Origin of the sequence: Roseateles sp. YR242 (assembly GCF_900109745.1) — a bacterium.
GTDB lineage: Bacteria > Pseudomonadota > Gammaproteobacteria > Burkholderiales > Burkholderiaceae_C > Roseateles.
The window spans coordinates 201,864-225,889 of record NZ_FOAV01000009.1; the positions used below are offsets into that span (position 1 = coordinate 201,864).

At 66.7% G+C, this 24,026-nt stretch carries 13 protein-coding genes, 1 tRNA gene and 1 rRNA gene; 6 read left to right on the forward strand and 9 right to left on the reverse strand.

Going from position 1 to position 24,026, the window contains the following annotated elements; genetic code table 11:
* Window positions 1–12 precede the first annotated feature (12 nt).
* Window positions 13–864: a dioxygenase family protein gene (locus BMY53_RS17465; RefSeq protein WP_092947764.1), complete on the forward strand. Its 852-nt coding sequence runs from the start codon at window positions 13–15 to the stop codon at window positions 862–864.
* A 66-nt stretch (window positions 865–930) separates the two neighbouring features.
* Here the strand turns inward: BMY53_RS17465 and BMY53_RS17470 are convergent, their stop codons facing one another.
* Both BMY53_RS17470 and BMY53_RS17475 read right to left on the reverse strand, forming a co-directional pair.
* Window positions 931–1,860: an aspartyl/asparaginyl beta-hydroxylase domain-containing protein gene (locus BMY53_RS17470; RefSeq protein ID WP_255370259.1), complete on the reverse strand. Its 930-nt coding sequence runs from the start codon at window positions 1,858–1,860 to the stop codon at window positions 931–933.
* Window positions 1,861–2,275: 415 nt separating this feature from the next.
* Window positions 2,276–3,493 carry an MFS transporter gene (locus BMY53_RS17475; RefSeq protein ID WP_092947765.1) on the reverse strand — a complete coding sequence of 406 codons (1,218 nt, stop codon included), beginning with the start codon at window positions 3,491–3,493 and terminating at the stop codon, window positions 2,276–2,278.
* A 197-nt stretch (window positions 3,494–3,690) separates the two neighbouring features.
* Here BMY53_RS17475 and BMY53_RS17480 point away from each other — a divergent pair.
* The 3 genes from BMY53_RS17480 to BMY53_RS25485 all read left to right on the forward strand — a co-directional run bounded on the left by BMY53_RS17480 (window position 3,691) and on the right by BMY53_RS25485 (window position 5,682).
* Window positions 3,691–3,764: transfer RNA gene (locus BMY53_RS17480), tRNA-Gly, on the forward strand.
* A gap of 116 nt (window positions 3,765–3,880) precedes the next feature.
* Window positions 3,881–5,143 (forward strand): hypothetical protein, encoded by a 1,263-nt coding sequence (locus BMY53_RS17485; protein WP_143074118.1) that lies wholly within the window; start codon window positions 3,881–3,883, stop codon window positions 5,141–5,143.
* Between the two features lie 113 nt (window positions 5,144–5,256).
* Window positions 5,257–5,682, forward strand: a complete 426-nt coding sequence (locus BMY53_RS25485) for a hypothetical protein (protein ID WP_143074119.1) — start codon at window positions 5,257–5,259, stop codon at window positions 5,680–5,682.
* 19 nt (window positions 5,683–5,701) lie between these two features.
* Here BMY53_RS25485 and BMY53_RS17495 read toward each other — a convergent pair whose 3' ends face one another.
* Window positions 5,702–7,183 carry an NAD-dependent succinate-semialdehyde dehydrogenase gene (locus BMY53_RS17495; protein ID WP_092947768.1) on the reverse strand — a complete coding sequence of 494 codons (1,482 nt, stop codon included), beginning with the start codon at window positions 7,181–7,183 and terminating at the stop codon, window positions 5,702–5,704.
* A 381-nt stretch (window positions 7,184–7,564) separates the two neighbouring features.
* Between BMY53_RS17495 and alaS the strand changes: the two genes are divergently transcribed.
* Window positions 7,565–10,198 carry an alanine--tRNA ligase gene (gene alaS / locus BMY53_RS17500; protein ID WP_092947769.1) on the forward strand — a complete coding sequence of 878 codons (2,634 nt, stop codon included), beginning with the start codon at window positions 7,565–7,567 and terminating at the stop codon, window positions 10,196–10,198.
* Window positions 10,199–10,289: 91 nt separating this feature from the next.
* Window positions 10,290–11,051 carry a UPF0149 family protein gene (locus BMY53_RS17505; RefSeq protein ID WP_177200931.1) on the forward strand — a complete coding sequence of 254 codons (762 nt, stop codon included), beginning with the start codon at window positions 10,290–10,292 and terminating at the stop codon, window positions 11,049–11,051.
* A 76-nt stretch (window positions 11,052–11,127) separates the two neighbouring features.
* Here the strand turns inward: BMY53_RS17505 and BMY53_RS17510 are convergent, their stop codons facing one another.
* The 6 genes from BMY53_RS17510 to rrf form a co-directional block, all read right to left on the reverse strand.
* Window positions 11,128–11,628 carry an SET domain-containing protein gene (locus BMY53_RS17510; protein WP_092947771.1) on the reverse strand — a complete coding sequence of 167 codons (501 nt, stop codon included), beginning with the start codon at window positions 11,626–11,628 and terminating at the stop codon, window positions 11,128–11,130.
* A 57-nt stretch (window positions 11,629–11,685) separates the two neighbouring features.
* Window positions 11,686–14,283, reverse strand: a complete 2,598-nt coding sequence (locus tag BMY53_RS17515; RefSeq protein WP_092947772.1) for a chemotaxis protein CheW — start codon at window positions 14,281–14,283, stop codon at window positions 11,686–11,688.
* A 236-nt stretch (window positions 14,284–14,519) separates the two neighbouring features.
* Window positions 14,520–14,834 carry a hypothetical protein gene (locus BMY53_RS17520; RefSeq protein ID WP_092947773.1) on the reverse strand — a complete coding sequence of 105 codons (315 nt, stop codon included), beginning with the start codon at window positions 14,832–14,834 and terminating at the stop codon, window positions 14,520–14,522.
* Between the two features lie 86 nt (window positions 14,835–14,920).
* A complete protein-coding gene (pbpC, locus tag BMY53_RS17525; RefSeq protein ID WP_404947888.1) occupies window positions 14,921–17,131 on the reverse strand; it encodes a penicillin-binding protein 1C in 2,211 nt (736 codons plus the stop codon).
* Between the two features lie 83 nt (window positions 17,132–17,214).
* Window positions 17,215–22,926 carry an alpha-2-macroglobulin family protein gene (locus BMY53_RS17530; protein ID WP_218151255.1) on the reverse strand — a complete coding sequence of 1,904 codons (5,712 nt, stop codon included), beginning with the start codon at window positions 22,924–22,926 and terminating at the stop codon, window positions 17,215–17,217.
* 748 nt (window positions 22,927–23,674) lie between these two features.
* A 5S ribosomal RNA gene (gene rrf, locus BMY53_RS17535) occupies window positions 23,675–23,787 on the reverse strand.
* Window positions 23,788–24,026 lie beyond the last annotated feature (239 nt).

A 24,026-nucleotide genomic window follows, 5' to 3' on the forward strand; every position in this document is an offset into this window, starting at 1 on the left:
TGCAATAGCAAGATGACCTCGCCCTTCCCTACCCTCTTTGTTTCGCACGGCTCCCCGATGATTGCGCTGGAACCCGGTGACACCGGGGCTTTCATGCGGCGGCTGGGCCAGACGCTGGACCGCGCCTGGGGCCGCCCCAGGGCAGTGCTGGCCGTCTCCGCGCACACCACGGCTCGTGCCCCGGTGCTGTTGGGTGGCGCACAGCATGAGGCGGTCTACGACTTCGGTGGTTTCCCCGAGGCGTTGTACGACCTTCGTTATGACGCACCGGGCGCGCCCGCGCTGGCCGCGTCAGTGGGCAAAGCACTGGGCGCCCCCGTACTCGACCGAGGCGGCCTGGACCACGGCATCTGGACGGCGTTGCGTTATCTCTATCCGGACGCGGACGTTCCCGTGCTGCCGCTGGCACTCACACCCATGGCCTCACCCGCAGAGCTGATGGTCCTCGGACAACAGCTGGTGGGGCTGCAGGAACAAGGCGTCCTGATCCTGGCCACCGGCAGCATCACGCACAACCTGCGCCTGTTGATGCGCAACCGGCCCTCGGGCGGTACCTCGGGCGAGGACGACGCGGAGATGCCAGAATCCGCAGCCTTTCGCACCTGGTTCGCGGATCGAAGCGCGGCCAGGGACTGGACGGCACTGGTGGACTATCGTGTCCAGGCCCCGCATGCGGCCCTGATGCACCCGACTGACGAGCATCTGCTGCCCTGGTATGTGGCCGCTGGCGCTGGCGGCCGCGAGGTGGCGCCATTGCGGTTGTTCGAGGGCGTGACCTTCGGCTGCCTGGGCATGGACGCTTATGCGTTCGGGCCGCAGGCGCGGGCGCTGGAAGAGGCCTTGAAGGAGACAGCGGCCGCATGAGCGGCCGTCTGGAGCGCAACAAGCCCGCCGCTCGGCGGGCTCAGTCCTGGCAGATGACGCTAGGGGTCAAATGAAAATCGCCGCCAGGATGCCGAGGATCAGGGCCCACTTCACGACGTAATAACCCAGCCGGCTGCGCTTCTTGAAGGCCTTGAAGAAGATGCGGACCTTGTAGGCGTGGAAGAAGAACTTGTTGAGCCCGCCGATCGGTTCGGACTCCAGGTTCTGTGTGGCTGCCGCCGTCATCACCACTTTGCCAAACCAGCGATTGAGCCAACGCATCGGCGCGAAGTGCAGCGGACGCTCCACGTCGCAGAAGAGAATGACGCGCTGGTGCTCGGTGGTGTTCTCGGCATAGTGGATGAAGGTCTCGTCGAACATCACCGCTTCACCATCGCGCCAGTGATAGCGCTCACCATCCACCTCGATGAAGCAGCCGGGGTCGTTGGGGGTGGTCAGGCCCAGGTGGTAGCGCAGCGAACCCGCATACGGGTCGCGGTGACGCACCAGGCGTGCGCCCGGCGGCAGCGACGCGAACATGGCCGCCTTGATGGTGGGGATGCGCTGCAGCAGTTCCACGGTCTTCGGGCAGAGCGACTGCGCAGAATCCATGTCACGGTCATACCACTTCAGGTAGAAGCGCTTCCAGCCGGTGCGAAAGAAGGAATTGAAGCCGATGTCGTTGTAGCCCGACGCGGCCTTGATGTAGCCCTCGTCGTTCAGGCGCAGGGCTTCGTCGCGGATGAGCTGCCAGTTGTCGCGCAGCAGATCCAGTTCCTTGAAGTCCTCGGTCTTGAGGTAGGGCGTTGCGGGCGGCCGCGAGAACAGGTACATCGCCGCATTGATGGGCGCCAGCAGCACCGTGAAATCGGTCAGCGCGCGGGCCAGCTTGAACCGCACACGGCCGCGAAAGTGGGCATAAAGCGCGGAGACGATGAAGATCGCCAGGACCCAATACCGCGTGGGCGGCAGCCATTCAGCCATGTGCACAGGCATGAGAACTCTCTTCAGCTTGGACAACCGATTCCCGGCGTAGCCGCAGCGGCAACTGCAAAGCGGACGTGCAAAGCAGACCTACACAGCAGACCTGCAAAGCCACACCTGCAAGGCGACACCTCCAGAGGGGCACCCGCCAAGCAACACCAGCCAAGCAACACCCGCCAGGCAACACCCGCCAGGCAACACCCGCCAGGCAACACCGGCAGATCAGTGCCAGCAGATCAGAACCGGCAGCGCCCAGGAAATCGGCAAAGGCGGGATTATCGCCGGACGCGTAGCCCTGTGCTCAAGGGCGGGGACATGCCTGCCGGCCATACGTGCGGCAATTGACTCTGGTCAGCGGTCTGGCCGCACCATGAACAGCCCGAGCCAGACCCACCGCGCCCTCGACGAACGCGACTCAACGCGCGACTCAACGCGGGGAGGCCAGGCGCCAGGCCGTGGCACGGCGCCGATCGTCCGCCAGAGACAGCCCCCAGATCAACAGGCCGCCGATGGCCAGGATGGCGCCCACCCAGCCGGTCGAGGTCCAACCGTAGCCGGCCGCGATGGCGATACCGCCCAGCCACGGTCCCAATGCGTTCGCCGCATTAAAGGCGGAATGGTTGAGTGCCGCGGCGAGGGTCTGGGCATCACCCGCCACGTCCATCAGCCGGGTCTGCAACACCGTACCCATGCCGCCGCTGCAGCCAATCATGAACACCACCGGCAGCAGCGTCCACAGGCTGCCGGCTGCGAACGGGTACAGCGCCAGCGCCACCACGCTCCAGAGCAGGATGCCGCCGACGGTGGGCATGAGTGCGCGGTCCGCCGCCCAGGCGCAGACCAGGGTGCCGACGGTCATGCCCACCCCGAAGACGCTGAAGACCAGCGGCAGCGTGGCCGGGCTGGCACCTGTGACCTCCAGCAGCGTGGAGGCGAGATAGGTATAGACGGCAAACATACCGCCGAAACCGACGGCGCCGATGCCCAGGGTCAACCAGACCTGGCGGCGTGCCAGGGCACCGAGCTCCCGCATGGCGCTGGCGCCGGGCTGGACCTCGTCCTTGGGCACATGCGCGGCCACCAGCGCAGCGGTGCTCAGCGCCAGCACGGCCACCACACCGAAACCCCAGCGCCAGCCCACCCATTGCCCCAGCGCGTTGGCCAGGGGCACGCCGATGATGGTGGCGACCGTGAGCCCCAGCATCATCATGCTGACGGCCTGCGCACGCCGCTCGGGCGCCACCAGGGAGGCGGCCACCAGCGCGCCGACACCAAAGTAGGCGCCATGCGGCAGGCCACTCAGGAAGCGGAACAGCAGCATCGAGTGGTAGCCGGGGGCCAGTGCACTCAAGCCGTTGCCCAGCGCAAAGGCCAGCATCAGCAGGATCAGCAGCGTGCGACGCGGCAGCCGGGCACCCAAGGTGGCCAACACCGGGGCGCCAACCACCACCCCGAGGGCATAGGCGCTGATGACACGGCCGGCGGTGGGCACGTCGATGCCCAGGTCCGGCGAGAAGAAAGGCACCAGCGTCATCGCCGCGAATTCGGTGGTGCCGATGGAGAAGCCGCCCAGCGACAGCGCCAGCAGGGCCCAGACCAGGTGAGGATTGCGGGCAGGGTTGGGCGTGGTGTCCGGCGGGTTCATGTCAAGGTGCTGCAAGCTGACGTTCAGAATTCGTTCAGCATTGCAACATGGATTGGGCGACCTTGAGGCAGGCAAGGTCGCCAGTCGCCCAGCCAGTCGCCCAAACAGTCTCCCAACAAACCGCCGAGCAAGCTGCCCATTCCCCGGCCGCCATCCCGCCAGAAATCGCCCGGAGCTCAGCTACAATCGCTGGCGATGCGGGTGTAGTTCAATGGTAGAACGCTAGCTTCCCAAGCTCGATACGTGGGTTCGATTCCCATCACCCGCTCCAGTAGCGCCTAGACGCGTGCGTTCGCGCTTCCCTGATGCTCGCGTTCGCGCTTCCGACTGATTGAACCTGGTGGTGCCCCCTCGCACTGATGGCTTCATTCACTCGCGCACCGCACCATGGGACCTCAGTCAGTCGGCGCCAGCCACACCTCGCCCTGGGCACTCGCAGCGGAGGACGCTGAGGGCGTAACGCCCTCCGGCATCCGCGCCGCGCAGACAGCAGATGCCCGGACCGCACACACGGCACACACGGAAGCGGAAGACGCCACCGTGATGGATCAGCCCGCTGGCGCGATGGCACAGACACCGCCGCCCCGGTCCCACATGCCGATCTTCCGCACCGGGGGCCGGCATGAACAACTGGCACAACAGCGCCGTGACGCCATGAACACCGCCGCAGCCGGCAGGGCCACTGGCAACCGCCAGGCGCATCAAGCCCTGTCCCGCAGCAACGCCCTGCCCTTGAACCGCACCGACCCGCCAGCGCAGATCCGCAGCCATCCACCCCTCACCCGCAGCCTTGCGGCGCCTTGGCGGCAACAGCTGCCGCCAGTGGCACTGGCGCAGGCGCCCACACGACCGGCACTGACGCGGACCTTGGGCATTGGTGGCGGGCCCCATGCCCCGGCATCGGCGCAAGCCTCGACGGCTTCCGTCTCTTCCACGATCTCGACGGCATCCACAGCGTCCCACAGCACCGTGCATTCCGATCTCCAGTTCAGTGTGTTTGACCCGGATGAGCCGCCTTCCACCCTGGATGACGAGTTGGCGCAAGGCCCGTCTGCTGCGGAGAAACGCACGCGGTCATTGCAGAACATGTCGCCGAGGATCCGCCAGATATTTGAGAGCCTGCAGCCATCCAGCGCCTCCGACGCCCTGGATGTCGCCCTGGGCAAGAGCACATCGAATCTGGACAAGCTGTTTGGCATTCCGCTGGCCACCTTGGCGGACGAAGAGTTGATGCGCAGCTTCAATGTCATGCGCCCGGACATTACCGAGCAAGGCGACATGTTGCTGGACCTGCTGCAATCTGATGGCGGCGACGCCTGTTTGCAGCAATTGCGTCAATTGCCTGAAGCCCAGCGGGCGCAGGCGCTGGCCGCGCTCATTTGGGCCTGTGGCAGCGACCCGTACATGTCGGAGGACGACGTTGCCCTGCAGCGCTCGCTGACGCTCGGCGGCGAAAACCTGCACCTGGCCCACCAAGTGGACGCGTATGTGCAGCGGCTGGAGTGCCGCAGCGAGGGGCACGCACTCATGCGGGGCATGAAAGTCCATATGAGCCGGACGGCCCCCGAATATCGCCTGACCGCGGGCATGGAACAGATGCTCAGAAAACTGGGCATCCGGGACGCCCACTTCAGCAGTGCTCCGAAGTGACACCCCAGCGAGGGCTTCGAACAGCCCCCTCCCTCAGGAGGAGCTTGGCGATTACAGGAACCTGCGCCATGGCGCCCGCACTGACAGGTTTACAGCCACTTCGGAGCGTCACCATGATTAATGACCGCATTGGCGTGCATGCCTATGAGTTCACGCCAGCGCAGGAGTATTCAGCCCCCGGCGGCCCGCCCCTGCAAGCATCGAGACCGGCACCGCAGCCCATCCAGGAACCGGCGCCCCCCCTCGGCAGGCCCTATGCGCCTGCTACGTCCGGTGACCCACCAGGCGCGCCCCGGCCGTCCTATCCCTACCCAGGAGTGGCTGAGCCCGCCGGCACCCAGCAGCGCTATCTCCTGCTGACCCGGCGCCCCATCCAGGCCCACCTGGAGCGCCAGCGCGATGCGGCACCCCGCCATGGACAGGCACAGATGCCCCGTGCGCTGCATCCGCCACAGGATCGGGGCGTCGGCCTCAACCTGCTGCTGGAGGCAGCCGAGCAAGAGCCGGGCATTCATCGCGCCCATCGCAGCGCCGAGTGAGCCGCAGGACGGCGCAGTCTCAGCGCTGCAGATCCCCCAGGCACAGATATTTGCTCTCGACATATTCGTCGATGCCCTGATGCCCGCCTTCGCGGCCCAGGCCGGACTGCTTGACGCCGCCGAAGGGCACTTCGGCGGTGGAGATCAAACCGGTGTTGACCCCCACCATGCCGGACTCCAGGGCTTCACCCACGCGGAAGATGCGCCCGATGTCCCGGGTATAGAAGTAGCTGGCGAGGCCGAATTCGGTGGCATTGGCCATCTGGATGACCTCGGCCTCGGTCTGGAAGCGGAACACCGGGGCTACGGGCCCGAAGGTCTCCTCGCGGGCACACAACATGTCCGAGGTGACGTCGGCCAGTACCGTCGGTTCGAAGAAGCGGTCATGCAGCCGCTTGCCGCCCGTGACCACACGGGCGCCCTTGTCGGTGGCGTCCGCCACATGGCGCTCGACCTTGTCCATGGCGGCGTTATCGATCAGCGGCCCCTGCGTCACGCCGGGCTCGAAGCCCCCACCCACCTTGAGGGCCGCGACCTTCTCCGCCAGCTTGGCGACAAAGGCGTCATAGACGCCGTCCTGCACATACAGCCGGTTGGCGCAGACGCAGGTCTGGCCCGCATTGCGGTATTTGCTGGCCATCGCGCCTTCCACTGCGCTGTCCAGGTCCGCATCGTCAAACACCAGGAAAGGGGCGTTGCCACCCAACTCCAGCGAGAGCTTCTTCAGGGTGGGCGCACACTGCGCCATGAGGATGCGGCCGACCTCGGTGGAACCGGTGAACGACAGGTGCCGCACCGCCCCCCGCTCGCACAGCACCTTGCCGATCGCCACCGAGTGTTCGCCGTCGCCGGTGACCACGTTGAGCACGCCCGCCGGCATGCCGGCGCGCTGGGCCAACTCGGCGGCGGCAAGCGCCGTCAACGGGGTCTGCTCGGCGGGTTTGATCACCACGGGGCACCCCGCCGCCAGGGCAGGCGCCACCTTGCGCGTGATCATGGCCAGCGGGAAGTTCCAGGGCGTGATGGCCGCGCACACGCCGATGGGCTGCTGGAGGATCAGGTAGCGCTTGGTCGCGTCGGTGGTGGGCACGGTTTCGCCGTAAACGCGCTTGGCCTGCTCCGCAAACCACTCCAGAAAGCTGGCGCCGTAGACGATTTCGCCCCGCGCCTCGGCCAGCGGCTTGCCCTGCTCGGCCGTGAGGATGCGGGCCAGATCATCCGCATGCTGGATCAGCAGGTGATACCAGCGCATGAGAATGGCGGCGCGCTCCTTGGCGGTCTTGGCGCGCCAGGCCGGCCAGGCGGCCTCGGCGGCGGTGACGGCGGCGTCCGCCTCGGACGCGCCGAGGTTGGCCACGTGCGTGAGCAACTCACCGCTGGCCGGGTCCTGCACATCGAAGCGGGCCGAACCGCCCACCCATTCACCATTGATCAGGGCATCGGTCTTGAGGAGGCTGGGATCCTTCAGTGAGGCCAGCGGGGAAGTCAGGGGCGTGTCCATCGTCGGTGCTCCGGCAGAAGTTCTCGAGAGTGGCTCTCTGTTTAAAAGATCCTAGCGGGTTTGGCATGGGCGCCACGTCACAGAGGTGCCGCGCACCGCAGGGAGCAAGGCCCGCTCCTATAATCGAAAGCTTCGCGAAATCAAGGCATTGCGGGCAATCCGGGCGGTGCACGGTGACGATATCGGTTCACCCCCGTTGACATTTGTTTGCAAAGCCGGCTCGTAAAGAATTCTTGAGTGGCGCTGAAGTAGCGCTGAAGTAGTGCTGAACTGCCGCAAGTCGCACCCCGGAGTGCTCTCCGGATGCGGATGCGGCGTGACATCACCGCCATGGGGTAACTGCCATGGGTAACTGCCCTGGGGCAACAGCAAAGGACTGGCATGAAAGCCGCTGAGATCCGCAATACGTTTCTGAAGTTTTTCGAATCCAAGGGCCACCAGATCGTCGCCTCCAGCCCGGTGGTGCCTGGTGACGACCCGACGCTGCTGTTCACCAACGCGGGCATGAACCAGTTCAAGGATGTGTTCCTGGGCTTCGACAAGCGCGCCTACAGCCGCGCCACCACCGCCCAGAAGTGCATCCGCGCCGGCGGCAAGCACAACGACCTGGACAACGTCGGCTACACCGCGCGCCACCACACCTTCTTCGAGATGCTGGGCAACTTCAGCTTCGGCGACTACTTCAAGAAGGACGCCATCAGCTTTGCCTGGGAGCTGCTCACCGAGCACTTCAAGCTGCCCAAGGACAAGCTGTGGGTGACCGTCTACCAGGAAGACGACGAAGCCTACGAGATCTGGAACCAGCAGGTCGGCGTGCCCGCCGAGCGCATCGTGCGCATCGGCGACAACAAGGGCGGCCGCTACATGTCCGACAACTTCTGGATGATGGGCGACACCGGCCCCTGCGGCCCCTGCACCGAGATCTTCTATGACCACGGCCCCGATGTGGCCGGCGGCCCGCCGGGCAGCCCCAATGAGGATGGCGACCGCTACATCGAGATCTGGAACAACGTCTTCATGCAGTTCAACCGCACGGAAGACGGCGTGATGCACAAGCTGCCCAAGCCCAGCGTCGACACTGGCATGGGGCTGGAGCGCCTGGCGGCCGTGCTGCAGCATGTGCACTCGAACTATGAGATCGACCTGTTCGTGAACCTGCTGGCGGCTGCCAAGCGGGAAGTCGATGCAGCGACGCCGCAGGGCGGGGACTGCGACAAGGCATCTCCGTCGCTGAAGGTGATCGCCGATCACATCCGCGCCTGCGCCTTCACGGTGGTTGATGGCGTGATCCCCGGCAATGCCGGCCGTGGCTATGTGCTGCGCCGCATCGCCCGCCGCGCCATCCGCCACGGCTACAAGCTGGGCGCCCGCACGCCGTTCTTCCACAAGCTGGTCACCGCACTGGCCAAGGAAATGGGCGATGCCTATCCCGAGCTGCGCCGTGACGAAGCCCGGGTGACCGAAGTGCTCAAGCAGGAAGAAGAACGCTTCTTCAAGACCATCGCCACCGGCATGGAGCTGCTGGAGTCGGCACTGGCCGGCGGCGCCACGCAGATCGACGGCGAGACCGCCTTCAAACTGCACGACACCTATGGCTTCCCGGTCGACCTGACCGCCGACGTCTGCCGCGAGCGTGGCGTGACGGTGGACGAGCCCGGCTTCAACCGGCTGCTGGAAGAACAGAAGCAGCGCGGCCGCCAGGCGGGCAAGTTCAAGATGGCGCAGGGCCTGGAGTACAGCGGTGCCGCCACCGCTTTCCATGGCTATGAGCATCTCTCGCGCGAAGACGTGAAGATCGTGGGCCTGTATGTGGACGGCAGCGCGGTGCCCAGTGCCACCGCTGGCGACGACGTCGTGGTGGTGCTGGACCACACGCCGTTTTATGCCGAGAGCGGCGGCCAGGTGGGCGATGCCGGTGAACTGCGCAACGCCACCACCCGCCTGGTGGTGGACGACACGCTGAAGATCCAGGCCGACGTGTTCGGCCATCATGCCCAGGTCGTCGAAGGCGCGGTCAAGGTGGGCGACGTGTTCGCCGCCCGCGTGGACGCCGAGCGCCGTGGCCGCACCGTGCGCAACCACAGCGCCACCCACCTGATGCACAAGGCCCTGCGTGAGGTGCTGGGCGCCCATGTGCAACAGAAGGGTTCGCTGGTGAATGCGGAGCGCACCCGCTTCGACTTCGCACACAACGCGCCGATGACGGCGGACGAGATCCGCAAGGTGGAAGCCATCGTCAACGCGGAGATCCTGACCAACCACGACACCAACGCGGAAGTCATGGCGCTGGACGACGCGCAAAAGAGCGGCGCGATGATGCTGTTCGGCGAGAAGTACGGCGACACCGTGCGGGTGCTGAGCATCGGCTCCTCCAAGGAACTCTGCGGCGGCACCCATGTGCGCCGCACGGGTGACATCGGCCTGTTCAAGATCGTCTCGGAAAGTGGCGTGGCTGCCGGCATCCGCCGCGTGGAAGCCGTGACAGGCGAAAACGCCCTGCACTACCTGCAATCGCTGGAATCCACCGTCGCTGCGGTGGCTGGCACGCTGAAGGCGGCACCGACCGAACTGGAGCCGCGCGTGCAGGCCGTGCTGGATCAGGTCCGCGCGCTGGAGAAGGAACTGGCCGCCGCCAAGAGCAAGCTGGCCTCGGCGCAGGGCGATGAACTTCTGGGCAAGGCGGTGGACGTCAAGGGCATCAAGGTGCTGGCCGCCACGCTGGCAGGCGCCGATGCCAAGACGCTGCGTGAAACCATGGACCAGCTCAAGAACAAGCTCAAGACCGCCGCCATCGTGCTGGCGGCCGTGGACGGCGACAAGGTGCAGATCGCCGCTGGCGTCACCGCCGACAGCATCGGCAAGGTCAAGGCCGGTGAACTGGTGAACTTTGTCGCCCAGCAGGTGGGCGGCAAGGGCGGCGGCAAGCCGGACATGGCCATGGCCGGGGGCACGGATGCCAAGGGCCTGCCCGCTGCACTGGCCAGCGTGCAGGGCTGGGTGGGCGAACGGGTCTGACGCTTCAACACACGTCAAAGGGCCCCACCCGGGCCCTTTGTTTTTTCAGCGCGCCTGGCCATCCAGACCGGGCGCCTTTACGGAGTTCTTCATGACCGACCAGACGACTGATCACGGCGCCGACCAGGGCGACCATCCCATCGACGTCGAAAACGCCCAGCAACTGGGTGAATACGTGGCCTTGCTGGCGGGTGCCGCCGACCCGGATGCACCGGCCATCACGCTGGACACGCTGGACGGCTACATGACCGCCCTGCTGGTCGGCCCGCCGCCGTCCGCCCCCATCCAGGCCATGGATGCGTTGTTTGGCGAGGACTGGCCCGCCGCGCTGGAAGCGCAGGAACAGACCGATGCCTTCATGGACGTGCTGCACCTGCGTTGGAACGAGATCGCCGACAGCCTGGACCCGCAGCAACTGGTGGAAGCACCGGAAGAGATGCAGCTGGTGCCGCTGATTTCCGAGTTCGACGACGAGACCAAGGCCCAGTTGCTGGCCGATGGCTCGTTGACCGAAGAGTTGCTGGAACGGCTGCCCTCTGCTGGCGCCATGTGGGCCCAGGGCTTCCTGCAAGCCGTGGAAGATGCGGGCACGTGGGAGCTGCCGGAAGGTGACGCTGCGCGCGACCTGTCGCTGATGCTGGAAGCCCTTGAGGCGGTGACGCTGGCTGAAGGCTCGTCGGAGCGCCAGGCCTACATCGATGAAGCCTATGAGGAACCGGAAGGCGTGGACCAGAACGCCCTGATCGACGACATGCTGTTCACCGTTCAGGACATGCGCCTGTTCTGGCTGCAGCAGGCGGCGCTGAAGGACGCATTCAGTGAAGAGGGTGGCAGCCCGTCCGAGCTGAACTGAACGGGGGCACGGGCGGCTTTACAGCCGCTCGACGCCAAGGCCGGCTTTACAGCCGCTCGACGCCAAAAGGGCGGCTTTACAGCCGCCCTTTGCAATTCGGCGCCCCACACCGGCAACGCAGCCGGCCCTCGTGGTGGCTCTCGCCGTAGTCGCAGCTGATTTCCTCACCCGACGCGATGTCCCGGATGGCGTAGAACTCGGCGCGCCCCTGGCGGATGCGCAGCACGGCGTTCGGTGCGCAGCTGTGGTTGATGTGGCGCATCACGCCCTTGTCATGGGTGGCATCTATGGCGGTGCGGTCGGAGACCTCCACCACGTGGATGCGGCGCTTGCCTTCGATGCGACGCCGCGCCTCACGCACCGACACCACCTCCCCGCGCATCTCGCCGATCTTGCGGCGGGCCGGGATGGATTCGTCGGCGAAGACGCCCAGGCCATCGATCGCGCTGGGCGCCACGTGCAGGGCAAAACGCTCGGCCGGCAGCGGCTCACCCTTGACGCCGGGGGCTGCTTGGGCGCGAACCGGCGCCGTGGGCGCGGGCGCGGGGGCTGGAGCGACAGAACTCAGACGCGGCATGGCGGGCAAGGATCAACAACAGGAATGCCGCCATTGTCGCGCGTTGGCCGGCAGGCTTCAGTCAGCCGCCAGCAGCGGCACATCGTCGGCCTGTTGCGCCGCCACGCCACTGACAAGGCGCCACAGGTCGTCCCCGTCGAGCAGCGTCAGCATTTCCGCCCCCTGCCCCTTCAACAGGCGCACCTGCGCCTGCGCGGCCCAGCCGGGGCGCGTCGGGCTGGCCTGCAACTGATCGGTGCTGGCCTGGAAGACCTGGCCGAGCTGTTGCACCGCCAGTACCAGCCTTTGGCCGGCACTGGTGCGGCACACCAGCAAGGCCGCCTCATCACCGCAGGGGCGATGGAACAGCAATTGGCCCAGGTCCAGCACCGGCAGCATGCGGCCTTCAAAGCCCAGCATGCCGCGCACGGCGGCGGGCGCCTGGGGCCAGGCGGTGATGCGCTGACGCTCCAGCGCCGCCAGCACCTGGATGGCGGGCAGGCCCAGCCACTGGTGGTCCACCAGGAAACTGGCCAGGTCCAGTTGCTGCTTGCCGGTGGGTGCCAGCGGCGCAAATGCTGCCGGTGCATGGCCCGCCTGCGCCGCTTCCAGCCGAGGGCCCAGGGGCAGCAGCACCACGGCGGCGAGATCCTGCGCGTCCGGCGGCGTGTGGCGACGGTACTCGCGATAACCACCGGACATGGCCAGGCCGTAGGCCTGCACACGGCCGTCCAGCATGATCTCCCCCGTCACGTGCTGGTCGGCGGGCAGCGTTGCCAGTTCCTTCAGCGGGATGGGCAGCGACTGGCCAGCGGTCCAGCGGTCGTCGCTGCTGGCCACGACCTCACCCGCGCGCGTGACCAGCAAGGCGGCGGAGCCTGGCTGACCGGGTAGCGCGGCACGCAGCATCGCGCGGAATTGCGGCTGGCCGTCGAACACGACGGCAATGCCGCCCGCGGCGTGCACGCCACCGGCCGGGTGCGGCACGGCGGCCGCATAGACCAGGCAGGGCGCGTCACCCGACTCGCCGTACAAACCACAGGCTTCGTGCGCGGAGACCACGTATTGGCTGGCATCGCGCAGGCCCAGGGCCCCGCGTACCCAGTCGCCCTGGAGAGAGCGGCCAACATGGTGGGCCTGCGAGGGGTCGGAGACCGCGACCACCCGCCCCTGCGTGTCAAACACCAGCAGCAATGAATACACGGTGTAGAGCGCATGGATGCTGGCCAGCACCTCGGCAGCCTGCGCCGCATGGCCATCGGCCAATGCACGTTGCAGACGGGCATCCAGGGCCCACCAGCGGCAGTCATTGGCCCGCTCGTAGAGGTTGCGGTTGACGATGGAGATGGCCAGCTCGGACTGGAAGCCGACGCTGTCGAAGATCGCGCCCAGGGCACTGTCTTCCAGCTGCGCAATGGCTCGTTCGAACACCTGGCGCAGTTGGTCACCGGTGCGCTCGACCTCGTTGAGCAGGGTCACGGCGAAATCACCGTTGCCCGAAGGTTGGCCCTGGGCCAACGACTGACCCGCCGCCTGCGCCTGCAGCCCGACCTGGGCGTGCGCACGACTCTTGAGCTTGCCGTTCCACAGGGACCGCGACAGCTCACGCTGGATTCGGCGGGCTTCGAGCGGAATGCTGCGCAGTTCCTCGTCAAAGAGCGCGCGGGTATCCACGTCCCGGGCACGCGCCTCGGAACGCTCCGGCGGCGCATCGGCAAAGGCATGTTGCAAGGGCTGCAGCATCTGGGCCGACCAGCCGGGGCCGAAGTAGCCTTCGTAGCCGCTGGCGGCGGCGCTGCTGGAGAGATAGTCACGCCCCGCGAAATCCACCCGGAAACCCTGCGCCTGCCCGGCCGCTGGCACGGGTGCCCCCAGCGGGATCTGCCAGGGGTCCGATGTGAGCAGGACCTGGCCTTCAGCGTTCTTGAGGACCAGCACCGAACGCGGCACGCCCGCGCACAGCGCGCGGAACAGGCCCAGCATTTCGTCTTCGAGCTTGAAGGACAGGCAGAGCACCCCTTGGGCGCCACTGTCTGACGTCACGGCGGCCGCATAGATCAGGCCGTTGGCACCGTTGAGCAAGGCACTGGGCCCGTGGACCTCCACAAACGCCTGGTCAGGCGCCAGGGCGCGCATGAGGCGCTCGTCCTGGACCCGATCCGCACAACGGGCCGGGTCCAGGGCCGCCAGGCGGCGACCGTCAGCCGCCAGCAGGACGACCTGGTTGTAAACCGAATATTTGGCCACGTAGTCGGCAAAGCGGTGGCGCAGCGCGTCCTGATCGGCTTCGTCAACGCCGCCCTGGGCATCCGCCTGCAGCAGGTCGCGCAGCGGACCGTCGGCAGCGAGGAAGCCGACATCGGCCGTGCGTTCAAAGAGGTTGCGCACCAGGATGTCGATGGCGACCTGCGCTCGCCCCTGCAACTGCTGAACCGCATTGCCGAACTGCCGGCGCGCCAGACTGTCGAGCAGCCGGCCGGTGAGCGCTTCAAAGGCGCTGCGCGTGTCCGCCATATCGGTGGCGGCGCCACTCATCTGGCCCAGCAGGGCCAGGCTGTCCCAGGCGCCTTGCAGGCGCATCAGGGGCTCTCGATATTCATCCAGCAGCGGCATAGCTGCCAGCAAGGGTGCCACTTCCGTGCTGAAGGGCAGGCCTTTTCTCCAGACCTTGGTCATTCCCGGATCCTCACCTCGTGCCCTCGTGGGGCTTAAGCGCGGCAGTGTGACGTTGCAAACTGTTGCTGTCAGGAGGGGAAGACCGAGGATTTCGTGCCTCTCAGCGACTTACCGCACACGCTTGGCTGCATGAGCACGGACACTGTGCCTGGATGCCACAAGTCGGGGCCGAATGCCCGTCGTTGGTGCGTGGCGGCGCAGGGCAACAATTCGCGGCGGCGCCCGCAAGCGGCCGCTCAGTCGACCATCGACATGGTGGCCGTGGACTCGGATGTGCCGCGCCGTTCGGTCGCGACGTGGGTCTGCTGGAGGAGCGCGTCGGGATCGGTGAGCTTGCTCTGCGGCCCCGGGGCGTCGGTGGAGCCGCCGCGGTCCGTCGGGTTGGGCTGGGGCGCGCTGGGCGGCTTGCTGGGCTGGCGTTTGCCAGTGATGAGCAGCCGAGCCAGCTTGACCACTTCACTGGCCTGCGCAGGTGCGGTGCCCGCGAGCAAGGACAGGCCCAGCACGGCGGTGCCCAGGAGGCGGATAGCTGGAATGCGGTGGTGACTCATGATCTCCCTCTCGCCTATGGTAGCGGCGAACGGGAGTATCGAAAGTCAGGGATTCACATGCTAGCCATCCGCGACGAACTGCGTGTTCAAAGGCCTGACCTGCGGCCGGCACGGACCGAGGCCCCCCGGACCTCGAAACGCACGCGCTGCAGTTCCCGGCCGTTGGCGTCCAGCAGCGCCAGCTCATGGGTGCCAGGCATCGGGAGCCAATCGACGGTGACGCCCCTGCCCAACGGGCGGCCGTCCAGGCGCCACTGGGCCGGTCCGTCGCGGCCCAGCGCCCCGGCATGCTCGAAGCGCAGCCGCTGGTGGGCGGGGGGGATGTCCGGATCCAAGGCGTAGATGGCGCCTTGGGCGGGGTTGCTGATGGCCACGGCCGTGGCCGCCAGGCGCAGCACCGCCTGCTCGGTGCCGGCCACAAAATACTCCTGCCGGGCGGGTTCCTGGTTGGCGTCGAAGCGGACCGGCTGATGGACCAGTCCTGGTGGCGGTTTGAATGCCTGGCCTGGTGCGCCGGCGTGCAGGGCCAGCATGAGCTCGCGCCAGATCGGCGCGGCGCCGCTCACCCCGGACACCTGCTGCATGGCGGCGCCGTCGGAGTTGCCGACCCACACGCCCACGGTGTAGCGGGAGGACCAACCGAGACACCAGTTGTCCCGCATGTCCTTGCTGGTGCCGGTCTTGACTGCCGCCGGGAATGGGAGGGCCAGCGCGCTGGTGAGGCCGAACGTGATGGCGCGGGCATTGTTGTCGGCCAGGATGTCCGCCACGATGAAGGTGGCACGAGGGTCGGTGATGGGAGCGGCGGGTGTGGTGCTTGCGGCGGTTGTGGCGGTTGCGGTGGTTGTGGTGGTGGTTGAGGTGGACGAAGCGGCTTTGCGGGAGGACGGCAGCAGCACCTCGCTGTATCGCCCCCCGTTGGCCAGCGCCCGATAGGCGTTGGTCAATCCGAGCAGGGTGACGTCCGCACTGCCCAGCGCCAGTGACGGCCCGTAGAAGCCGCCGGTCTCCGGCAGTTGCAGCCCAAGCGCGTTCAGCCGTTCAAAGACGGCCTCCGGTGTCAGCATGAGCCCCAGGCGAACCGCCGGCACGTTGAGACTGTTGCCCAGCGCGGCGCGAGCACTGATCCAGCCACGGTAGTGCTTGTCGTAGTTCTGCGGCAGGTAGACGCCCGCTGCGGTGGGAATCTGCGCCGGGGTGTCGTCCAGCAGGCTGGCGGCGGTGATCAGGCGCCGCTCAAGCGCGAGTTCATAAACAAAGGGCTTGAGGGCGGAGCCTGGCTGGCGCCGGGAGACCACATGGTCCACCTGCGCCGCCTCGGAGCGCTGGCCGCTGGAGCCCACCCAGGCCACGACCTCCCCGCTGGCGTTGTCCAGGACCAGGATGGCGCCATCTTCCACCGCCCTGCCCTGCAGCTCGCCCAGTTGCCGACCCAGGGATTCCACCGCCAGGCGCTGGATACGGCCGTCCAGCGTGCTGCGCTGCGCGGCAGGCCCGTCAGGCCGCAGTGCCAGCCGTGCGAAGTGCGGCGCCCACTGCGGCGCGTCCGCCCATTGCAACGGCTTGCGGGTGAACACGGCGGCGGCTTCGTCCTCCAGGCCGTCACACGGCTCGGACATGCCGCGCAGGAGGGCACAGGCCCGGCTGGCGGTACGCGTCGCTGTCGTGTTGGGCGCACGCAGCATGGCGGCCAGCAAGGCCGATTCACGATGGTCCAGGCCGGAGGGACGTTTGCCAAACAGCGTTTGAGCGGCTGCCGGCACGCCGATCAATTCTCCCCGCAGCGGGACGAGGTTGAGATAGGCCTCAAGAATCTGCGCCTTGGTCCAACGCTGCTCCAGGCGGCCGGCAACCCAGGCCTGGCCCAGCTTCTGGGACAGGCTGCGTCCGCCACGCTGGGCCAGATCGTCGTCCAGCAGGCCGGCGAGCTGCATGGTGACGGTGGAGGCGCCTCGGGTGCGGGTGTTCCAGAGGTTGGCCCAGGCACTGGCTGCGACGGCCGACCAGTCCACGCCGCTGTGTTCGTAAAAGCGTTGATCTTCGGACAGCAGCATGGCGCGCAGCAGCGCTGGCGACATGTCCTGCAGCGGCACCCAGGCGAGGGCCCGGCGGCGCGGGTCCAGGCGCAGCACCTGCAGCGGCACACCGCGGCGATCCAGCAGCGTGAAGTCGGAAACACGATGCTGGCTGCGTACCTCGGAGAAGGTGGGCAGACTCTGGGCATGGGCCGAGGCGACCAGCAGCACCGACGCGACAGGGGTGATCCAGGTCGTCAGGACCCACCGCAGGCCCGGCACCGCCCGCGGGCCCACCGCGGCCGGGAGCGCCAGGAGCGACACCACGGCGGCCCGGGCCCTCGCCCAGGCCTGCCTGCGCAGGGTCACGGCTTAACCTCCAGCACCGCATTGGGCGACTCACCAAAACGGTCCGGCGCGTACATGGCCTCCACCCGTGTGGACGGCAGCTGGAAGCGGCCGGCATTGTTCAGACGCACCGTGTACTCATAGACGTGGTGGCCCTTGGGCAGGTAGGCGAAGTAGGCCCGCCAGGCGGAGAAGCTGCGCTCGATGTAGCTCGGCCAGCTCTCGCCTTCACTGCGTTCGCCCTCGGACTCCAAGGTGTCGTTGACCACCGCAGCCCCGGTGGGCAGCGGGTCGCTGATGACCACCCAAGACATGTCGGCGATGGCATCCACCTCCACCCGTACTCGCAGCACATCCCCACGGGTCCACGCCGGCGCAGCCTTCTGCGACACGGCCGTCACGCTGCGCTTGACGCTGTAGCCCGAAGACAGGGGCGCCTTCAGTGGCACAGCGGCCAGGGCCTGCACGGTGACCCAGGGGCGCCCTTCACCGGCCTGGTTCACTGTCACGTTCCCGGTGCCGTTGGGCGTCCATGGCAGCGCCAGCGATCCACCCTGGGGCTGTGCGGACCAGTCCAGCGTGGCGCGCTGCGACGCCAGGGCCGCCTCGGTGCGGCCCTTGACCGGGACCGATTCGAAGGTGGCCGAGAAGCGCTCCAGCGCCAGAGCGCCCCAGAGGTTGGCCGTGGTGTTGTACCAGGCGCCACGCTCCTGCCTCGCCAGGGCACCCGTGACGATGCGCGGCAATTCTTCGCGCCAGGACGGTTCGTTCACCAGGGCCAGCAAGAGGCGCGAAGCATTGCTGTCACCGCTGTCCATCAACCACCACCAGGCGTCGGTGTCCTCGTTCACGAAGCGCAAGGTGCTGCCGGCATAACTCAACCGCGCCCGCAGTTGGGTCTGGGCCGCCGCCAACTGGGCATCCCGCTGGGGCGATGCCGGCTGGCGCTGCTGGATCACCAGCCAGTCGATGACCGTGGCCGTCGGCCAGGTGGGCAGATGGCTGGCATCCACGGTGGCGAGCTGGCGAGGCGTGGCCCGGCCATAACGGGCCAGCGCCGCCAGCGCGCCCACACGGCGCGGTTCGTCGTCCGGCCGCGGCGACCAGTGGCGCCGGGCGATACGGCCCTCCACAAAGGCGGACAGCCCGTCCAGGGCCTTGGCCAGCGGCGCCTCGGCGATGCCGCGGCCCGCCTCCTTGGCCACCGTCAGCACATAGGCGGTGAGCACATCGCTGCCTTGGTTGTAGCCCGCCGAGAGCGGGTAGTAGCCGAACAGGCCGTCCCGGTCCTGGTAGGTGGGCAATTGCCCCATCAGCGTGGTCCAGGCGGCATCGTCGTGCAGGGCGATGTATTTGGACGTCTGTTGCTCCAGGCAACTGAAGGGATAGGTCGCGAAAAAGCGCTGGATGCCGGGCAAGGCACTGGACAACTTCGGCTGCAGGCCGACCTGGATGCCACCCCGCTTGGCACCTTGCGCTGGCAAGGCATCCGCCGGGGCCGCCACGGGGATGGACAGCGGACCGTCCAGCTGACGGAGCGTGGCCTGCAGGACGCGGATCGGCACGGCAGGCTCGACGCGCTGGGTGGCTTTCATGGCGTCCTTCGCGCCGGCACCGCCCTGCTCTTGCGCCTGAGCCTCCCAGACGATGCGCTGGGCACCATCGGGCACCAGCACGGGCCAACTGACGACCTCGGCACCACCGGCCGCCAACTGGAGCTGGCGCGATTGCGCGGGAATGGGCTGGTCCGCGCCGCCGTCCAGGCTGGCCACGCCCTTGAGCGTCAGGGCCAGCGTCATGGCGCGGTTGGTGGTGTTGCGCACCGTGAGCATGGCCTCCATGCGGTCGCCCTCACGGGCCAGTGGCGGCAGGCCAGGCAGCAGCTGCAGGTCCTGGCCGACGGTGATGCTGTTCTCGCCGGTGCCGAAACGCTGGCCGGGGGCGTCCGCGATCGCCACGAGACGGAAGCGGGTCAGCGAGTCATTGAGCGGGACGGTCACCACGGCTTCCCCCTGCGCATTCAACGCGACCGCCGGCTGCCAGGTGAGCAAGGTGTCGAAGAGCTCGCGGGTGGCGAAGCCGCCGCCCCCGCCCGCCGCAAACGCCTTGCGGCCGTAATGCCGCCGGCCAATGATTTCGCTGTGGGCGGTGGCCGTGGCCACGGACCAGGGGCGCTGCTGGATCAAGTGGTCCATCAGGCGCCAACTGGCGTTGGGCGACAACGACAGCAGACCTTCATCCACCGCGGCAAAGGTCAGTTGGGCATCGGGCACCGGGCGGCCATCCTGGGTCACCCGAAGCCGCACCTGGGCGGATTGGCGCACGCCGTATTGCGCCTGCTGCGGCAGCACCTCCACCTTCAACTCGTGCTTGGCGCGGCCGATCTCGATGCTGGCAACGCCCATCTTGAAGGAAGGCTTGGCGAGGTCCACCATGGCCGTGGGCGGCTGGTATTCGCCGGAGGCACGCCAGGCCTTCCACCAGTTGCCGGGCTCGCGCCAGCCCCAGGTGAAGAAGGAGTACCACGGCACGTCGCGCAAGCGGCCACGCACCACCGTGACGCCAATGAAGGCGTTCGGGGCCCAGTCCTTGTCGATCTTCACTTCCACCCAAGGATCGCGACCGGAGAGGCGCTGGACGCGGGTGTAGAGCAGGCCTTCCCGTTCAACCGTCACCAGCGCGGTGGCGTCACGGTAGGGCATGCGGACCTGGAAGCGGGCCGTTTCGCCGGGCTCCCATTGATGGCGGTCGGGGATGACGTCGATGCGGTCGTCGTTCTCCTGGGCAAACCAGAGCTCACCGGCGCGGGTGACCCAGACGGAGCGCGCGGCGCGAGCGGTATGGCCCCCCGGGTCGGTGGCGGCGGCAATGAGCTCGACCTGGCCGGACTGCTCGACACGGATGTCGCAGCGGGCCAGCCCCTGGGCGTCGGAGGTGGCGCGGCACAGTTCGCCGAGTTCCTTGACGTTTCGTTTCTGCTCGTAGGCGTAGAAGCCGCCAACCAGGCGCTTGCGGGTGCTGAGGGTCTGGACCTGGCGAGCGGTGATGGTCACGGCACGGCCGGCCAACGGCTTGCCGGCGGTGTCCAGCACCACCGTCTGCACCGCCAGGGTCTGGCCGTTGGCGACCCATGTCGCCGCGCGGATGCCTACCTGCACGTCGGCAGGCCAGAGCACCTGGGAGGCGGAGCGGGTGTGGGTCTGGCCATCAGGATCGCGGTAGCTCAGTTCCACCCGCACTTCCGAGGGTTGGGTCACCGCAGTGCGCAGAGGGACGCGGAACTGGGCGGCCCCCTGCTTGTCGGTCTGCAGCGCAAGCTTGTCCAGCAGCAACTGGCGTTCGGCCGAGGGGGTCGGGTGGTCTTCAGCGTCAGCATCCAAGCCACCATCGGCATCGTCATCGCGGGTCTGGACGGTGCCGGTGCTGCGGTCCGCCGGGGGCTCGAAGGCGAAGTCGGTGTAGGCGGGGTAAGACGTCCAACGGGGCTGCAGCACCGCACTGATCTGAACCGGTGACTGCGCCATCGGGCCACCGGACATGTAGTTGAGCTGCGCACCCCAGTGGAACTCCTTCACGCCGACGGCGGTGGCCTTGGGGGGAATCAGTCGCGCATCCACCAACGGCACGCGGATCTCGTCCACCTTGACGCTGCCGCTGTCCCATTGGCGCACGCCATGCTTCTTGTCCGCCGCACGTTGGAGGATGAGCCGGTAACTGCCCAGCTTGGCGCCAGGGGGCACCTGCCAGGTACTCAAGGCGTATCGGGTGGATTGCCATTGCAACCCCTCCTTGAACACTTCTTCACCGGTCGCCTCGAAGACCACGCGGAGCTGATCTGGCAACTGCTCCGGTGCGGCATCGTTCAATCCCTGCAGCGTCTCCAGGCGGAAGAAGTGCTTCATCGACAGGGTTTCACCCGGGCGAAGGAGCGGACGGTCCGTCACGGTATGAGCCCGGGCTGGCGTGTCGCTGCCGGCGTAGCTGGTCGGCAGGTTGAAGCGCCATTGCTCGATGCCGCGATTCCAGTTGGAGAAGAGGAAACTGAAGTCCGGCGCCCGGCCTGGCGCCTCGAGGCGTGCGGTGACGTAGAGGCCGTATTCCGCTACGCATTGCTGGTAAGCGCCGACTGAAAGATTGGGGCGGTCAATGTGGGCCACGCCTGCGTCGTCGGTCTTGCCGCTCCACAGGGCCTTGCCGGTGCAGTCGTAGACGGCCACCTTGGCGCCAGGCACCGGCCGACCTTCATCCAGCGTGGTCACCCACGCGGCGCTGTTCTCGCGCCCCAACTTGAAATGGATGCCGAGGTTGGTCACCAGCACCCCGGTGCGCACAAACATGGTGTTGGGCGGCTCAAGCAGGCTGTTGCCCAGGCGCGGTGATGCGATCTCCAGGACGTGATACCCCGGCTGGCGCAGCGGTATGCCCACGACCTCCATTTCATGGGTCGGATTGCTGGATTTGGGCAACTCCAGCGACTGCGCCGTGGTGTCGCCCCGCAGCATCTCCACTTCGCGGGACGTCCACTCCTCGTTGTAGCCCTTGCGTACCCTGCCCACCCAGCGCAGGACATCCAGATCATCAGCCACACGTTTGATGAGCACGCGCCCAGGGCCACCGGCTTGAAGTTCCGGCTGAACATGGCGCAACGTCAAGGGCACCAGGCTGGGCTCACGCGCATCCCATTCAACGATGCCAAACGGAGCGGCCGCAAACTTCGCCAAAGGCGGCGCGGCGCTGGTCTGGATAGTCATCGGAAAACTGGCCGCGTTGGACAGTGAGCGACCGCTCGCATCCTTGATGCCCTTGGGAAGCTCCAGCTGGAAGGAAGCCGATTCGGGCAGCGGGTACGGGAAGCTGACCCGACTCAGGGTGCTGCTGTCTTCTTCGTTGTGCTCTTCGCCCTTGGGGCTCACCGGCGCGTAGAGTTTGTTGTCCTGCCCACGAAGCCGCACGGCCAGGGCCTGGTCCTTGGGCACCGGTTCGGAGAACGATACGGTCACGGGGCGGATCGGCACGCAGGGCGCATTGGCGCGCTCCCGCTCGCAGCTGAATTCGGCGGTCAGGGGGCTGCGGACGGAGAACTTGATGCGACGTTCACCACGGGTGGTGACGGTGCTGTCCACGGAAGAGGCAATGCCTGCCCCCCAGACCAGTGTGGCCTGACTGCCAGCAGGGAGTGGGCGCTGACAACCGACCAGAAGCCAGGTCTCGGGGCCGCCGTTCTTTCCGCCGCGCCGACCATTGTTGAGCCCTTGAGCCTTGAGCAGTGCATCACGCTCGGCGGCCGGTGCCAGGATGACCGGGATCCGCTCGCCGAGCGCCTTGGATTCGCACCACATGCCCGCCGCAACGCTGCTTTCCTGCACCGCAGAAGACAGGTGGATGAGGAAACGCTGGTCCTCCTCGATCGTGCTGCCCTCCCAGGGGTAGGTCCGGTCGACAGTAGGGGCCCCAATGAAGAACTTGAACTCGCGTTTCCCGCTCCAGACGGCTGACACGCCGGGTGCGTTGGGCACAAATGCCTCATTGGCCAGCACCTGGCAGCGGGCGCCGGAAGGGAGCGGGCGTTGGAACTCGAACACCCACTCCTTGTCGTTGGTCCAGCGGCCCGTGCCGGTGGGCGTTACGCCGGAAGCACAGCGCAGCGTCACGGGTGCTTCGCCGCGAAGATCACCGAGCGTCTTGACGGACTCCGTGAACTGCACCACCACGTTGGTGAGTTGGCTCACCTCGCCTTCCGGCACCACCCGGGCCAACTGCATCGCGTGGAGGGAAGGGGCCGCAAGGGCCAGCAATACTGAGGTGAGCAGGCCTAGGCCTCGTGTCCGGCGGCGGTTGAGCTGATATCGCGGCTGCTGTGGCCGCTGCGGGCGCATGTAGCAGCCGACAGCGTTGAAGACACCCTGAAGCGTTGGTCGTTGAGGCAGGCGCGAGAACGCATGCGATAACCCTCGCGAGAAAACAGCGGGTGAAGTGATCCGCCCTGGGGAAGATGCCTCGATAGAACCAACAGATGAGATCTGCATGAGCAATCCGGCGGAGTCAGCGACCGCGCAGTCTAGCCCCGCCTCCATACGAAAGCAGTCCCTCCTGGGAGGGCTTTGGTCATATGGAGCGCCGAATAACAAACCGTGGTCGTTTGTGGCCATTGGGGTTGGTCTGGGGTGGTTGACAGCCCGTTGATACTCAAAGGTAGCGAGAGCACTCCGGTTCAACCCAGCGGCCAAGGGGTAATCCTGCTTCGAGCGATCTGCTGCCTTGCAAACCCTTGTCATGGCGCCGGTCGTGGTGGTAACTAACCCCGTAATCTTGCCCCCGCACGCTCCTTCCCAAAACGGAGCCCCCCGTTACGAGCGTTATGAAGAGATTTCTCGACTCAATACCCCTCGGCCAGAATCTCATTAACGGATCATTTACGATTCGCCAAAAGCAAAACCCCCTGAACTGCTGGAGTTCAGGGGGTTTGCAGGGTTATTAGCCTGACGATGACCTACTTTCACACGGGAATCCGCACTATCATCGGCGCTGAGTCGTTTCACGGTCCTGTTCGGGATGGGAAGGGGTGGGACCGACTCGCTATGGTCATCAGGCTTGACTGGTTGGCCAGTTGCAGCTCCGGCGTCACACGACACCGAATGAGCAACTCGCCCAATTCGTAGAGTTGTTTCGAATCAGCTGTATTTGATTGCGTCCTCAGTTGAGGAACGACTTCGATCGACTTGTTATCGATCTGCGTGACCACTCAGCTTCGACGTAATCGTCAAAGTTATAGGGTCAAGCCTCACGGGCAATTAGTACTGGTTAGCTTAACGCATTACTGCGCTTCCAC